The organism is Pseudomonas sp. MF7453 (assembly GCF_016405455.1).
Lineage (GTDB): Bacteria > Pseudomonadota > Gammaproteobacteria > Pseudomonadales > Pseudomonadaceae > Aquipseudomonas > Aquipseudomonas paralactis.
Genome location: NZ_JAEKCN010000001.1, coordinates 459,825 through 472,920 on the forward strand (window position 1 = coordinate 459,825; position 13,096 = coordinate 472,920).

Sequence of the window (13,096 nt, forward strand, 5' to 3'; positions counted from 1 at the left end):
ATGGCGGTGTTCTATTGGGCGTTGCGTGCCTTGTTGAGCCACTGGCGACGCCACCCGGTGCAGTTTTTCAGCGTGCTGACCGGCCTGTGGCTGGCGACCGCATTATTGACGGGCGTGCAGGCCCTCAACAGCCAGGCGCGGGACGGCTACGCGCGCGCCAGCCAATTGATTGGCGGCGAACCGCAGGCCAGCTTGAGCGCACCGGACGGCGCCGCCTTCCCTCAGGCGCTGTTTGCACAGCTGCGCCGCGCCGGGTGGCCGGTGTCACCGGTGGTGCAGGGGCGAGTCGTACTCCAGGGGCATGAAGAGCAACGGCTGCAATTGATGGGCATCGAGCCGGTATCGTTACCCGGTAGCGGCAGCGTGGCGGGGCAGCGTTTGAGTCAGGCGCAAATGCTGGCGTTTTTCCAGGCGCCGGGGCATACCTGGATTGCCGCGCAAACCCTGGAAGCGCTCGGCTTGCGCGCAGGCGAACAACCGCTGACGGCCAACGGGCAGCGCTTGCCGCCGTTGCAGGTTCAGCCGGATATGGCTCCCGGTATGCTGCTCACCGATATCGGGTTTGCCCAACCCTTGCTGGACATGCAGGGGCGGCTGTCGCGCTTGCTGCTGGATAACGCTTTCGCCGCCCGCCATCCCCAGCCGCCCGCCGGTTTGCAACTCAAGCAGGGCGAGGACAACAACCTCTCACGCCTTACCGAAAGCTTTCACCTGAACCTCGATGCCTTGGGCTTTTTGTCCTTCGTGGTGGGGCTGTTCATCGTGCACGCAGCCATCGGCCTGGCCCTGGAACAACGTCGAGGCCTGCTGCGCACCCTGCGTGCCTGCGGGGTCAGTGCGCGGATGCTGATCCTCAGCCTGGGGGTTGAACTGGGATTTCTGGCGTTGCTGGGCGGCTTGCTCGGGGTTGCCAGTGGTTACCTGTTGGCCAGCCTGTTGCTGCCGGATGTCGCCGCCAGCTTGCGCGGCCTGTACGGGGCCGAGGTGGCAGGCCAACTGAGCTTGAGCCCGGGGTGGTGGCTGGCAGGGCTGGGGTTGAGCCTGCTCGGCGCCGTGCTCGCCGGGGCCAGCAGCCTGTGGCGTGCGGCGCGTTTGCCGTTGCTGGCGCTGGCCAATGCCCAGGCCTGGCATGAGGCCCATGGGCGCTGGTTGCGGCGCCAGGGTTGGGTTGCTGTCACAGCGCTGCTCATCGCGTTGCTGGCCCTGGGATTAGGCAACAGCCTGGCCGCCGGGTTCGTGCTGATGGCGGCCTTGCTGCTGGGCGCTGCACTGAGTTTGCCGGTGCTGCTCAATGCGCTGTTGAAAGGCGTTCTGGGGCGCAGTCGTTCGGTGCTGGGCCAATGGTTTCTCGCCGACTGTCGCCAGCAGCTGCCAGCCCTGAGCCTGGCCCTGATGGCGCTGCTGTTGGCGCTGGCGGCGAATATCGGCGCCGGCTCCATGACCTCGGGTTTTCGCCAGACCTTCAACCATTGGCTGGAACAACGTCTAACCGCCGAGCTTTACCTCAACCCGCAAAATCCGGCCCAGGCGCAGCAACTGCACAGCTGGTTGGCCCAGCAGCCCTTGGTGCAGGCGGTGCTGCCCAGCTGGCAGGTCGCGGTGCAGTTGCAAGGCTGGCCGGCAGAAGTGTTTGGTGTGGTCGACAACCCCACCTACCGTCAGCACTGGCCGCTGCTGGAGGCAGCGAGCACGCCCTGGGACCGCTTGCTGCAAGATGACAGCGTGATGCTCAGCGAGCAGTTGGCGCGGCGCTTGAACGTGCGCCTGGGCGACAGGGTTCAAGTCCCCACGCCCCAGGGCACATGGGCGCCGACAATCGTCGGGATCTACGCCGACTATGGCAACCCCAAGGGCCATCTGCTGGTCAACGCCAGGCACCTGCTGATTCACTGGCCGACGCTGTTACCGGTGCGTTTCAACCTGCGGGTGGCGCCGCAGGATGTGCAGCTCCTGATAGGTGAAGTGCAGCGTGAGTTTGCCCTGGAAGACAGCCGTATTGTCGATCAACAACAACTCAAGGGTTGGTCCAGCCAGGTCTTCGAGCGCACCTTCGCTGCCACCGCGGCGTTGAACAGCCTGACCCTGGGCGTGGCGGGCGTGGCGCTGTTCATCAGCCTGCTGACCCAGAGCCAGAGCCGCCTGGGGCAACTTGCGCCGCTGTGGGCGCTGGGGGTGACGCGTCGCCAACTGATGCTGCTCAACCTCGGCCAGACCTGGCTACTGGCGGTACTGACGCTGGTCCTGGCGTTGCCGTTGGGGCTGTTGCTGGCGTGGTGCCTGGATGCGGTGATCAACGTCCAGGCGTTCGGCTGGCGCCTGCCGTTGCAGGTATTCCCCGGGCAGCTTGCGCAGTTGATGGGGCTGGCGATGCTGGCGACATTGCTGGCCTCGGCCTGGCCGCTATGGCAGCTCTACCGCAGCCGCCCGGCGGATTTGTTGAGGACCTTTGCCCATGAAGATTAAAGCGTTGGGGTGGGTGGTGGTGTTGCTGTTGAGTGCTTGCGACAAGCCGCCCGCGCCCGAGGAAAGCTTCGCCGGGCTGGGCAGCGATGCGGCGCAGTTTGCCCAGGTGGTCCCCGGCAAAGTCTTCAGCTTCCCCGAAGATCACGGCCCGCACCCAGGCTTTCGCATCGAATGGTGGTACGTCACCGCCAACCTCAAGGACGCCCGGGGCAACGTCTTCGGCGTGCAATGGACCTTGTTTCGCAACGCTGTAAATGCCGGGGCGATGCCACCGGGCTGGCGCGACTCCACGATCTGGCTCGGCCACGCCGCCGTCACCAGCGCCACACGCCACTACGCCGCCGAACGCTTCGCCCGGGGTGGCGTCGGCCAGGCCGGGGCGCAGGCGCTGCCGTTCAATGCCTGGATCGATGACTGGAACTTCGCCACCCGCCCAGGCGCCACCAGCGCGCTGGCCGATATGCAACTCAAGGCCAATGGCGCGCAATTCGCCTACGACCTGCAACTGACCTCCAGTCGCCCGTTGGTGCTGCAAGGCGACAACGGCTACAGCCGCAAATCCGACCAGGGCCAGGCGTCTTACTACTACAGCCAGCCGTTTTTTACCGCCACCGGCAGCGTGAGCATCGACGGCCAGAGGTACGAAGTCAGCGGCCGGGCCTGGCTCGACCGCGAATGGAGCAGCCAACCCCTGGCCGCCAGCCAGACCGGCTGGGACTGGTTCTCCCTGCACCTGGACCGGGGCGAACAACTGATGCTCTTTCGCGTGCGGGACAAAGACGGCGGCGGGTATCTTACCGGCACCTGGATCGACGCCCAGGGCCGCACCGAGACCCTGCATAACGCAGATATACAACTTGCACCGCTGACCAGCACCGAGATCGACGGGCGCAGCATTCCCACGCGCTGGTCGCTGAAGATCCCCGGCAAACAATTGGACATCACCACCGAGGCGCTCAATCCGAAGGCGTGGATGAACCTGGGCATTCCCTACTGGGAAGGGCCGGTGAAGTTCGAGGGTGGGGTGGGGTATTTGGAGATGACGGGGTATTAGACTGTCTCATTGCCACCTTGGGAATGCGCAATAGACCTCAAAAAATACTGTACATAAATACAGTATTGTCCTACAGTCCATCCCAGGTGACCGGATGTCACCGGTCACCTGAGCTTCAATTTTTTAACTATGGATGGATAAAAAATGAAATCGAAAAAAGCCCTTATGCTAGGCGCGGCCATGATGGCCTCCTGCTTTGTTTCGGCCTTTGCCCTGGCCGAGCAAACCCCTCCCAAGCTCAGTGCGCAGACGGTCAAGCAGGCCGTGGACAAAGCGTTGAAACAAGGTGGCACAGTGGAGAAGGCCATTGTCTCGGACGCATTCAAGCAAAAGCTTGATGCAGCCAAGGCCGGCAAGCCCAAAGTGTCAGCCGCCAAGGCCGCCGCCAATAATGCGGTGGTTGATGCCAAGGTGGGTCAGTTGGTTAAGCCCGATCAGGCGAAACTCAAGGAAGCGGCGGTTGCTGCCTTCACTCCGCTGTTCCCAACCCTGGATATCAACACCCTCTACACGGTCACCGGGGTGGAGACTGGCGCGCAGATCGCCTACCACTTCAACCTGCCGAAGAATGCGCGAATTCAGGTGCAGTTGTTGAATCAGAGCGTCGGCACTGACATGTCGTTGACCCTGTTCCATGATGACGGCCAAGGTAATCTGACCCCGTTGGGCACCTCTGATAACGCTGGCAATGCCGACGAGTACCTCAACGGCGTATTGCCGGCCGGTGACTATTACTGGTTCATGGTGGCCAATGCCGCGAGCAACTCGCAGTTCAGCTTCGGCGTGGCGGTAGACAGCAACATCGATGCCTACGAGCCCAACGATACCGAGCAAACCGCGTTTGCCCTGCCGGATGCGCTGAACCAGGTGACCGGTAACCTCGACAGCGTCAATGATGTGGACTATTTCTCGTTCACGTCGCTGCGCGGGCAGGGTGTCGGCATGTTCCTGGGTGATGACGGTGCGGGCACGCGCAACCAGTGGATCTTCGAGCGTTTCGACGGTAATAACTGGGTAGTGATTCAGCCGGATTCCACCTCCACCTATCCGAACCTGACTCCTGGCTATACGGTCAAGGTACGTGTACGGGCGAACCCGGCGGTAGCGTTGAACCCTCAGGCGCAGTACCAATTGACACTGGGCTCGGCGCCTCGCTTGAACCAGCACAACGTGAACGGCGACAACGTAGTGCGCATTCCCAGCTCGATCTTCCAGCTGGCCACCCAGGCAGCCCGCAATCTGAGTTGGAGCACCCAATGGTCGGACAGCACCGGTGAGCCATTGCGCGGGGTCACACCAGTGCTGCGGGTCGACAAGCACTTTGGCGCCACTTATAACTGGGTCAACTATGAAGCCAAGACCGGCATCACGGGGGCAGCCTCGGGCAATGTCGCCCTGGGCACTTGCTCCGGCGACTACAAGGTGCGGTACCCGGACAGCTCGTCGGGCCAGACTTACAACTGGGAAACCTGGTTCAACGAAGGTGGCTGGCGCATCGAGCTCAAGGAGTTTCCGGGCGTGGGCGTAGGCGGCAATATCACCCAATACGTCAGCCTGGGTCACATTTGCAGCCAGACCATCGTGCGCTGATTGATCTACGAGTGTGAAGCAGGGGGCAGTCCATTTGGGCTGCTCCCTTTTTTTGTGGCCGGCTCCCAATGCAGCGTGCCAAACAGGTAGTCCATCAACGGCAGCACGATATTGAAATTACGCCCCTGCATCAGCTCGCGACGATGATGCAGGGCGTGCAGGCGATGCATGTGGCGAATCCACGGCAGGCGTGCCACCGGGTGTTCAGCGGGCAAGTGTTCGCAGGCGTGAAACACCTCGTAGAGCAGGTAGCCGAGGATCATGCACCCGGCAAACAACCCCGCCACGTTGGGGCTCAGTTGCTTGAGCAACCACCAGGCGGGGAGGGTGATGGCCAGGCTGTGAAGCATGATCAACCAGGCAGGGAACAGGATGACGCGCCAGTCCCGTGGGCTGTCGTACGTCATATGGCCGGGCGTGAAGAAGCTGTGATGGTCGCCGGTGTGGCGTGCGTAGAACAGCCGGGCGAATGGGTGTTTGTGATGGCCGAGGTGGCGGTGCACGAGGTAGATGCACAGGTTGAAGAACACCAGGGTCAAGGGCACCGTCAGCCACTGCAGCGCGGTGATGTCTGCGGTGGAAGACCAGGCCAGCGTGATACAGGTAATGCCGTAGCCGAGGACGAACGCGGCGTGTAACCAGGGGTTGTAATGGCGGCTCACATTGGCGCGGTAGCGGCTGCGGAACGTTTCGGTGAGATGGGGCATGGCGGGCTGCTCGTTGTTTTTGTTCGAGACTGAGCTTAGTGGGTGGAAAGGAATGTGCGAGTTTTTACCGGGGGCTTGCTCCCGATGGCGGCCTGATAGCTGACCAGGATGTTGGATCAGACCGAGTACATATCCGTTATTTGGGTCACGGCTGCTATTGGTTCCGCTTTTACAGCGGGTCACTTTCGAAAAGCGCGAAAGTAACCAAAGCGCTCTTGCCCCACCACTCGGCACCTCGCTTAGGCTCGGTGTGCCCGTAATTCGCCATGGATTTGGGGGGCCGCCGCCACGCGCCATCCATGGCGCGGGGCGGCTAAACCGGCATCCCTGCCGGTTTACCCCCCAAATCCCTGGCGAATTCCGGCCAGCGTGGTTTGACGGGGCGCTTAAGATCAAAAGCAGAGCAAGAGCAAGAGCGGCTCGCTTCGCATCGTGGTTACGGTTGGTAGTGGCTACAAAAGTTGTGTAGATACCCATGCCCCGATGGCGGCGAGTCAATCAGCTGTGCTGTGCAGACTGAAACGCCTTCATCGGGGGTAACCCTCCCACCGTTTTAATCGGTGGTGAATTTGAAGATGGTGTTTTGGGTATAGGTTTGCCCTGGATTCAAGCGAGTTGAGGCAAAGCCGGGTTGGTTAGGCGCATCCGGGAAGTGTTGGGTCTCCAGGGTAAACCCGCTCCAGTGCTGGTACGTCTTGCCCCCTTTGCCCTTCACCGAACCATCCAGGAAATTGCTGGTGTAGAACTGCACTCCAGGCTCACTGGTGTATAGCTGCAAGCGCCGCCCCGACTCAGGGTCATGCACCTGGGCAGCAAGCTGCTTCACGTCGCCCTTGGTATCCAGAGCCCAGTTGAAGTCGAACCCGCCTTGTTTCGGCTCGGCAAATTTGAGCTGCGGATGGTCCGCCTTGATGTGTTGGCCAATAGGCGTGGGCTTGAGGAAGTCCATCGGTGTGCCCTTCACCGGCGCCAGCTCACCGGTGGGGATCAAGGTGGCATTCACCGGCGTGTAGTGGCTGGCGTGCAAGGTGGCGACCTGCTTGAGAATGTCGCCGTTACCCGCGCCGGCGAGGTTGAAGTAGCTGTGGTTGGTGAGGTTGAGTACCGTCGGTTTGTCGGTGGTGGCCTTGTAGTCGATGTGCAGTTCGTTCTTATCGTTGAGGCGGTAAGTGACTTCGGTTTTCAGGTTGCCGGGAAATCCCATTTCACCGTCCCTGGACAGGTAGGTGAGGGTGACGCCCACCGAATCCTTGTCCTTGACCGGTTCGGCGTGCCACACCTGTTTGTCGAAGCCCTGAGCGCCGCCGTGCAGCGAGTTGGGGCCGTCGTTGAGCGGCACCTGGTAGCGTTTGCCGTCGAGTTCAAAGGCACCGCCGGCCAGGCGGTTGCCGAAGCGGCCGATGGTTGCGCCGAAAAATGCAGTACCGCCTTGATAGCCTTGCACATCATCGAAGCCCAGCACGACGTCGTCGAGCTTGCCGTTTTTGTCCGGCACCTTCAGCGACTGCAAGACACCGCCGTAGGTAATTACCGTGGCTTGCATGCCATGGCTATTGCGCAACACGTACTGTTCGACGGCGGTGCCGTCATTGGTTTTACCGAAGGGCTTGTGCTCGCTGGTAAGGCCGGCGGCGTGCGCGCCGCCGCTGGTGATCAGCATGGACAGCGCCAGACCGGACAACAGGTATCGAGGGTGCTTCATGGTCGAACATCCTTTTGTTGTTTTTGGGTTGAATAGTTCTACTAATGTGAGATATTTCACCGGCTACCCAGCGAATTTATAGCCTTTAACGCCGATTTCGTAAAATAAAATAAGACTAATTGATCGAGGCACTACGTTATGAGTACTGAGCACGCCATTTATCCTGACCTCAAGGGCAAGAGCGTATTGATCTCCGGCGGGGCGTCAGGGATTGGCGAATTCATGGTGCGGGCCTTTGCCGCCCAGGGTGCCAAAGTGGCGTTTGTGGATCGCGCGCAAAGCCAGGGTGAGCGCTTGGCGGCGCTGTTGAACTCCAAGGGCCACATCGTTGAGTTCGAGTGCTGCGATATTACCGATGAGATTGGCTACGGCGCGGCAATCCGGCGCTTCGAGCATTCCCTCGGGCCGATCACGGTGCTGGTAAATAACGCGGCAAATGATGTGCGCCACAGCCTGGAAGAAATCGACTCGCAAATGTTCGACCGGTTGATCGCTGTCAACCTCAAGCACGCCTTCTTTGCTGCGAAGGCGGTGGTGCCAATGATGAAAGAGGCGGGTGGCGGCTCAATCATCAACCTGGGTTCGGTCGGCTGGATGATGGCTTCTGCCGGCTACCCGGTGTACGCCGCCAGCAAGGCCGCCGCCCACGGCATGACCCGAGGCCTGGCGCGGGAGTTGGGGCCGAGCCATATCCGCGTCAACACGCTGGTGCCGGGCTGGGTGATGACGGAAAAACAACTGGCCATGTGGGTGGATGACGCGGCTCGAGAGTTGATCGCCCGTAGCCAGTGCCTGCCTGGCAGTGTGATGCCGGAACACATCGCCAATATGGCCCTGTTTCTGGCCTCTGATGCCTCGGCGATGTGCTCGGCGCAGAATTTCATCGTGGATGGTGGCTGGGTTTAAGCCGACATCGCCTGTGTAGGAGCGAGCTTGCTCGCGAAAGACGTCAACGATAACGCGTGTTTCCTGATTAAACGCGGCGCCTGTGCGTTTTTCGCGAGCAAGCTCGCTCCTACAAAAAGCTTTAATTGACTGGTATTAGGGCTGCGGTGCTTAGGCGATGGGGTAACGCCTGAACGCCGGGTGCTGTTCCAGGCGTTCAGCATGGCGCTTCAGGTTGGGGAACGCATCCGCCTTCACCACCGAGGCCACGGTGAACTGGCTGAACGACCAGGCGACCGCCGCTGTAATGGATGCCTGGGTCAGCGCTTGACTGTCTGCCAGTTGCTTGTCCAACAGGGTATAAGCCGCCAGCAATTGCCCACTGACGCGTTCGATCCACGGTGCATGCAACTTTTCGGCTGGGCGCAGGTTGTGTTCATAGACGATCTGCACACTCTTTTCACAGGCGGCCAGGGCCAGTCCGAGCAGTTGCAGGTTGTGGGCGCGTGCTGTCGGTTGCTGGGGGAGCAGCTTCTTGTCAGCCGGCGCCAGGGCTTCCAGGTAATCGAGGATCAGGCTCGAATCCATCAACACCGTCCCGTCGTCCAGCACCAGCGAGGGGGCTTTGACCACGGGGTTGATTTGGGCAAATTGCGCGTAGGTGCTGAACACCGACAGCGGTTCATGCGCAAAATCCACCCCGTACAAGTCCAGGGAAATCGCCACGCGGCGTACGTAAGGCGAGTCCAGCATTCCGATCAGTTTCATGCAGCCTCCATTGCCTACAGGATGTTTGGCTCAAGAGAGTAAGGGCGCCAGCAGGGGTTGGGCAACACCCACACCGCGGCGGCGCCCAGTGACTGCGGCTGCAAACCCCAGGCGATCTGGCGCTGGTCGCTCAACGCGCTATAGCCTGGTTTGCCCAGAAACGCCACGAAGCGCGGCGCACCGAGGGCGGCGGAGCCCTTGCCGGGGTTGATGCCGCAGAACACCACGTCAAGCTGGTCGGTGAGGATATCGTCGAGGCGGTCGGTCATAGGGGGTATCTGAATTTGAAACAGTCGGTAATATGCACTTTGAATGCGTTGATCCAAGCACCTCAGGAGCAGTGAGCATGACCGATTCGTCCACTTATGTCCCACCCAGAGTCTGGACCTGGGAAACCGAAAGCGGCGGCACCTTCGCCAGCATCAACCGGCCTGTCGCCGGTGCTACCCACGATAAAGAGCTGCCGATCGGCAAACATCCGCTGCAACTGTATTCCCTGGCTACGCCCAACGGGCAGAAGGTCACGATCCTGCTCGAAGAGTTGCTGGCCCTGGGGCACACCGGCGCCGAATACGATGCCTGGCTGATCAAGATTGGCGATGGCGACCAGTTCGGCAGTGGCTTCGTCGCGGTGAACCCCAACTCAAAGATTCCGGCCCTGATGGACCGCAGCGGCGCCACGCCGATCCGGGTATTCGAGTCGGGCGCGATCCTGCAGTACCTGGCCGAGAAATTCGGCGCGTTCTTGCCCACCGAACCTGCGGCTCGGGCTGAATGCCTGTCGTGGCTGTTCTGGCAAATGGGCAGCGCGCCATACCTGGGCGGTGGCTTCGGGCATTTCTATGCCTATGCACCCAGCAAAATGGAGTACCCGATCAACCGGTTTGCCATGGAAACCAAACGTCAGCTGGATGTGCTGGATAAACGCCTGGCGGTGAGTGAGTACATTGCCGGTGATGAGTACAGCATTGCCGATATCGCGATCTGGCCCTGGTACGGCGGGCTGGTCAAAGGCCGCTTGTATGGCGACTCGGCGGAGTTCCTGTCGGTGCATGAGTACAAGCACGTGCAGCGCTGGGCCGATGCGATTGACGCACGGCCTGCGGTGCAGCGCGGGCGGCGGGTGAATCGGGTGTCGGGCGAGCCCCATGAACAGTTGGCCGAGCGCCATGATGCGAGCGACTTGGACTGAAGGTTATGCGCTAAAGCGTGGGCGGAGCAGGAAATCAGGGGGGGCGGCGGGCCGAGGCGCTCAAGCTTAAAGCGCAGATGGGTCAAGTGTGGGCCAGTTACCACCGATGATCTGCTAATCTGCGCGGGTTCAAACCGCCCTCAGCCTGTGGAACTCCCTGATGAAAACCTGCCCCGTCCGGCCACCGCTTGAACCGCAATCGGTGTGCCACCCGATCACCAGCAGTGCGATTTTCATGGTCGCCACCCTGGCCCCCGATGCGGTCGAAAATGTGCGTGCCTGGTGCGCCGACATCGCAGGGTTGGTGCGCTCGGTGGGCAAGCGTGTGCCGTCGGGCAACCTGACCTGCGTTTGTGGGTTTGGCTCGGATGCCTGGGACCGCCTGTTCGGTGCGCCGCGCCCAGCGGCCTTGCATCCGTTTCGCGAGTTTGGCGTGGAGGGGCGCATGGCGGTGTCGACTCCCGGCGATATCCTGCTGCATATCCGCGCCGAGCAGATGGACCTGTGTTTCGAACTGGCGACCCACTTGATGGCCGCCCTGGGCGATAGCGTGAAGGTGGTCGATGAGGTCCAGGGGTTCCGTTACTTCGATATGCGCAGCATTATCGGTTTTGTCGACGGCACCGAGAACCCGGTGGGGCGCAAGGCTGAAGCCTTTACCCTGGTGGGTGACGAAGACCCGGAGTTCGAAGGCGGCAGCTATGTGTTGGTGCAGAAATACCTGCACAACATGACGGCGTGGAATGGCTTGACCGTAGAGGCCCAGGAGAAGGTGATCGGGCGTACCAAATTGTCGGACATCGAACTGGACGAAGACGCCAAGCCGAGCAATTCCCACAGCGCCCTGACCGTCATCACTGATCAGGACGGCGAGGAAGTGAAGATCCTGCGCGACAACATGCCCTTTGGCCGCCCAGGCGCCGGCGAGTTCGGCACCTATTTCATCGGCTACGCACGCTCGCCGCAGCCCCTGGAGCAAATGTTGGAAAACATGTTTGTCGGCCGCCCGGTCGGCAACTACGACCGCTTGCTCGACTTCAGCACGGCGGTGACCGGCGGCCTGTTTTTCGTGCCTTCGGCCGACCTGCTCGAAGAACTGGCCGACCGCGAACCGACGGCTTAACTCAACAACCCGGTGCTGACCGCCACAATCAGGAAGACTCCCAACAGCGCACGGTAGATCACGAACGGCCACGTGGAGAAGCGCTCCAGGAACTTCATCAGGCCCCAGATCGCAAAGAACGCCGAGATGCTTGCCACCACCAGGCCGAAGATCAAGTGCGGCCAGGCGTGGGCAGGCAGGTCGGCGCGCAGCAGCACCCACAGCTCTTTCAAACCGGCCAGGGCAATGGCCGGCAGGCCCAGCAGGAAAGAAAAGCGCGCCGCTTCCTCACGTTTGAAGTTCAGGAACAGCGCGGCGGTCAGTGTGGATCCCGAGCGCGATACACCGGGAATCAACGCGCCAATTTGCGCCACTCCCACGATCAATGCATCGCGCAAACGCATCTGGCTCACGTCGCGGGTATGGCGGGCGCGTACTTCGGCCAGCGCCAGCAACACCGCCATCACCACGCAGGAAATACCGATCACCATCAGCCCGCGCAAGGGTGAATTGCAGGCATTCAAGGTCGAAGACAGCGCCAGCCCGGCGATGCCAATCGGGATAGTCGCCAGCACGATGGCCACCGCCAGCTTGAACCACCGGTCGTTGTAGTCGCCGCGGCGCACCGCACTGATGCTGCCGGTGGTGACTTGGCGCACATCTCGCCAGAAGTAACTGACCACCGCCGCCAGCGCCGCCAATTGCATGGCCGCCGAAAACGCCGAGCCCGGGTCTTGCCAGCCGAGCAGGGCGGGCACCACACGCATGTGGGCGGTGGACGACACCGGCAGCAATTCGGTAATGCCCTGGACCACACCCAGGATAAAAATCTGCAGGTAATCCAGGGAAGCAAAGCCCACATCCAGGCCGGCGGTACAGACGTTGGTCACAATACGTGTCCTTGAGCGAAAGGTGGAAACCGGCGAAGTTTATTCTAAATGTTTCAGGAATTTGGCCAGGGCAACCGCTATTTGCAATCGGTTCAGCCAATAGAAAGGATTCGACAAGCCATTGGCCTGACAGGCACTTTTGTGAACAATGGCGCCCTGCGTTTTTCCACCGAGAGCCCCATGCCTGAAACCACCGTTGAATTGATCCAGACCGGCCCTGAAGATGCCGAGTTGATCCGCAATCTGTACCAGTACTACGCCTACGAGTCTTCGGACTGGGAACAGGAAGATGTCGAGGCCGATGGCCGTTTCTACATCCATGACGAGCACCTGGCCCGCTATTGGCAAGACCCGCAGTGGAGCGCCAACCTGTTGCTGGTCGATGGCTATATCGCCGGTTTCCTGCTGATCGAAGGCAGCGAACTGCCGTGCATCGACGCGTTGGAGCTGGCCGACCTGTTCATTCTCAAGCGCTACCGCCGCAAGGGCATCGGCCGCGCCATCGCCAGCCAGGTGCTGTGCAGCGGCGCGGCTAATTGGCTGGTGCGGTTTTATGATCAGGACGAGGTGTCTCAGGCGTTCTGGCGCACTGTGTTGGATAACCTGCCGCGTCCGGTGCAGATGATTGAGCTGGAGGATGAGCCGCAGTTGGTGAGCTACCTGATTACCCGGGCGTCATTGCACTGATGACCGGTGATCCGAATGAGGGAGGGGTAAATGTGGGAGGGGGCTTGCCCCCGATG

The 13,096-nt window shown here is 61.1% G+C and carries 12 protein-coding genes; 7 read left to right on the top strand and 5 right to left on the bottom strand.

Features of this window, described 5'->3' with window-relative positions:
* The 3 genes from JFT63_RS02260 to JFT63_RS02270 all read left to right on the top strand — a co-directional run bounded on the left by JFT63_RS02260 (position 1) and on the right by JFT63_RS02270 (position 5,107).
* Positions 1-2,463: an ABC transporter permease gene (locus JFT63_RS02260; protein ID WP_198843480.1), complete on the top strand. Its 2,463-nt coding sequence runs from the start codon at positions 1-3 to the stop codon at positions 2,461-2,463.
* Entirely contained in the window at positions 2,453-3,517 is a 1,065-nt protein-coding gene (locus JFT63_RS02265; protein ID WP_198843364.1) for a lipocalin-like domain-containing protein, read from the top strand. The genes JFT63_RS02260 and JFT63_RS02265 overlap by 11 nt, the downstream gene beginning before the upstream one ends.
* 144 nt (positions 3,518-3,661) lie before the next feature.
* On the top strand, positions 3,662-5,107 hold the full coding sequence (locus tag JFT63_RS02270) for a hypothetical protein (protein WP_186560878.1): 1,446 nt from the start codon (positions 3,662-3,664) through the stop codon (positions 5,105-5,107).
* Between the two features lie 5 nt (positions 5,108-5,112).
* Here the strand turns inward: JFT63_RS02270 and JFT63_RS02275 are convergent, their stop codons facing one another.
* Positions 5,113-5,814, bottom strand: a complete 702-nt coding sequence (locus JFT63_RS02275; protein ID WP_198843365.1) for a sterol desaturase family protein — start codon at positions 5,812-5,814, stop codon at positions 5,113-5,115.
* A 553-nt stretch (positions 5,815-6,367) separates the two neighbouring features.
* Complete coding sequence (locus JFT63_RS02280) at positions 6,368-7,516, bottom strand: aldose epimerase family protein (RefSeq protein ID WP_198843366.1); 1,149 nt, start codon at positions 7,514-7,516, stop codon at positions 6,368-6,370.
* 138 nt (positions 7,517-7,654) lie between these two features.
* Between JFT63_RS02280 and JFT63_RS02285 the strand changes: the two genes are divergently transcribed.
* Positions 7,655-8,422, top strand: coding sequence for an SDR family NAD(P)-dependent oxidoreductase (locus JFT63_RS02285; RefSeq protein WP_057700586.1), 768 nt, complete (start codon positions 7,655-7,657; stop codon positions 8,420-8,422).
* A 150-nt stretch (positions 8,423-8,572) separates the two neighbouring features.
* Here the strand turns inward: JFT63_RS02285 and JFT63_RS02290 are convergent, their stop codons facing one another.
* Complete coding sequence (locus JFT63_RS02290; RefSeq protein ID WP_198843367.1) at positions 8,573-9,169, bottom strand: glutathione S-transferase family protein; 597 nt, start codon at positions 9,167-9,169, stop codon at positions 8,573-8,575.
* Positions 9,170-9,183: 14 nt separating this feature from the next.
* Positions 9,184-9,438 carry a hypothetical protein gene (locus JFT63_RS02295; RefSeq protein ID WP_198843368.1) on the bottom strand — a complete coding sequence of 85 codons (255 nt, stop codon included), beginning with the start codon at positions 9,436-9,438 and terminating at the stop codon, positions 9,184-9,186.
* Positions 9,439-9,515: 77 nt separating this feature from the next.
* On the opposite strand from JFT63_RS02295, the gene yghU reads away from it, so the two are divergent.
* Together yghU and JFT63_RS02305 are read left to right on the top strand one after the other, a co-directional pair.
* Positions 9,516-10,361, top strand: a complete 846-nt coding sequence (gene yghU, locus JFT63_RS02300; RefSeq protein ID WP_057700583.1) for a glutathione-dependent disulfide-bond oxidoreductase — start codon at positions 9,516-9,518, stop codon at positions 10,359-10,361.
* A 160-nt stretch (positions 10,362-10,521) separates the two neighbouring features.
* The gene (locus tag JFT63_RS02305; RefSeq protein WP_057700582.1) at positions 10,522-11,484 is read left to right on the top strand and encodes a Dyp-type peroxidase; all 963 of its coding nucleotides are present in this window, start codon (positions 10,522-10,524) and stop codon (positions 11,482-11,484) included.
* Here the strand turns inward: JFT63_RS02305 and JFT63_RS02310 are convergent.
* Positions 11,481-12,353, bottom strand: coding sequence for an undecaprenyl-diphosphate phosphatase (locus JFT63_RS02310; protein ID WP_057700581.1), 873 nt, complete (start codon positions 12,351-12,353; stop codon positions 11,481-11,483). The genes JFT63_RS02305 and JFT63_RS02310 overlap by 4 nt on opposite strands.
* A gap of 180 nt (positions 12,354-12,533) precedes the next feature.
* On the opposite strand from JFT63_RS02310, the gene JFT63_RS02315 reads away from it, so the two are divergent.
* Complete coding sequence (locus tag JFT63_RS02315; protein WP_233102191.1) at positions 12,534-13,040, top strand: GNAT family N-acetyltransferase; 507 nt, start codon at positions 12,534-12,536, stop codon at positions 13,038-13,040.
* Positions 13,041-13,096 lie beyond the last annotated feature (56 nt).

What these genes read in the sequence shown, in the direction of transcription:
- JFT63_RS02305 (WP_057700582.1), top strand. Translation starts at nt 10,522, where the DNA reads ATGAAAACCTGCCCCGTCCGGCCACCGCTTGAACCGCAATCGGTGTGC.
- JFT63_RS02295 (WP_198843368.1), bottom strand. Translation starts at nt 9,438, where the DNA reads ATGACCGACCGCCTCGACGATATCCTCACCGACCAGCTTGACGTGGTG.
- JFT63_RS02265 (WP_198843364.1), top strand. Translation starts at nt 2,453, where the DNA reads ATGAAGATTAAAGCGTTGGGGTGGGTGGTGGTGTTGCTGTTGAGTGCT.
- JFT63_RS02285 (WP_057700586.1), top strand. Translation starts at nt 7,655, where the DNA reads ATGAGTACTGAGCACGCCATTTATCCTGACCTCAAGGGCAAGAGCGTA.
- JFT63_RS02315 (WP_233102191.1), top strand. Translation starts at nt 12,534, where the DNA reads ATGCCTGAAACCACCGTTGAATTGATCCAGACCGGCCCTGAAGATGCC.
- JFT63_RS02270 (WP_186560878.1), top strand. Translation starts at nt 3,662, where the DNA reads ATGAAATCGAAAAAAGCCCTTATGCTAGGCGCGGCCATGATGGCCTCC.
- JFT63_RS02280 (WP_198843366.1), bottom strand. Translation starts at nt 7,516, where the DNA reads ATGAAGCACCCTCGATACCTGTTGTCCGGTCTGGCGCTGTCCATGCTG.
- JFT63_RS02260 (WP_198843480.1), top strand. Translation starts at nt 1, where the DNA reads ATGGCGGTGTTCTATTGGGCGTTGCGTGCCTTGTTGAGCCACTGGCGA.
- JFT63_RS02275 (WP_198843365.1), bottom strand. Translation starts at nt 5,814, where the DNA reads ATGCCCCATCTCACCGAAACGTTCCGCAGCCGCTACCGCGCCAATGTG.
- yghU (WP_057700583.1), top strand. Translation starts at nt 9,516, where the DNA reads ATGACCGATTCGTCCACTTATGTCCCACCCAGAGTCTGGACCTGGGAA.
- JFT63_RS02290 (WP_198843367.1), bottom strand. Translation starts at nt 9,169, where the DNA reads ATGAAACTGATCGGAATGCTGGACTCGCCTTACGTACGCCGCGTGGCG.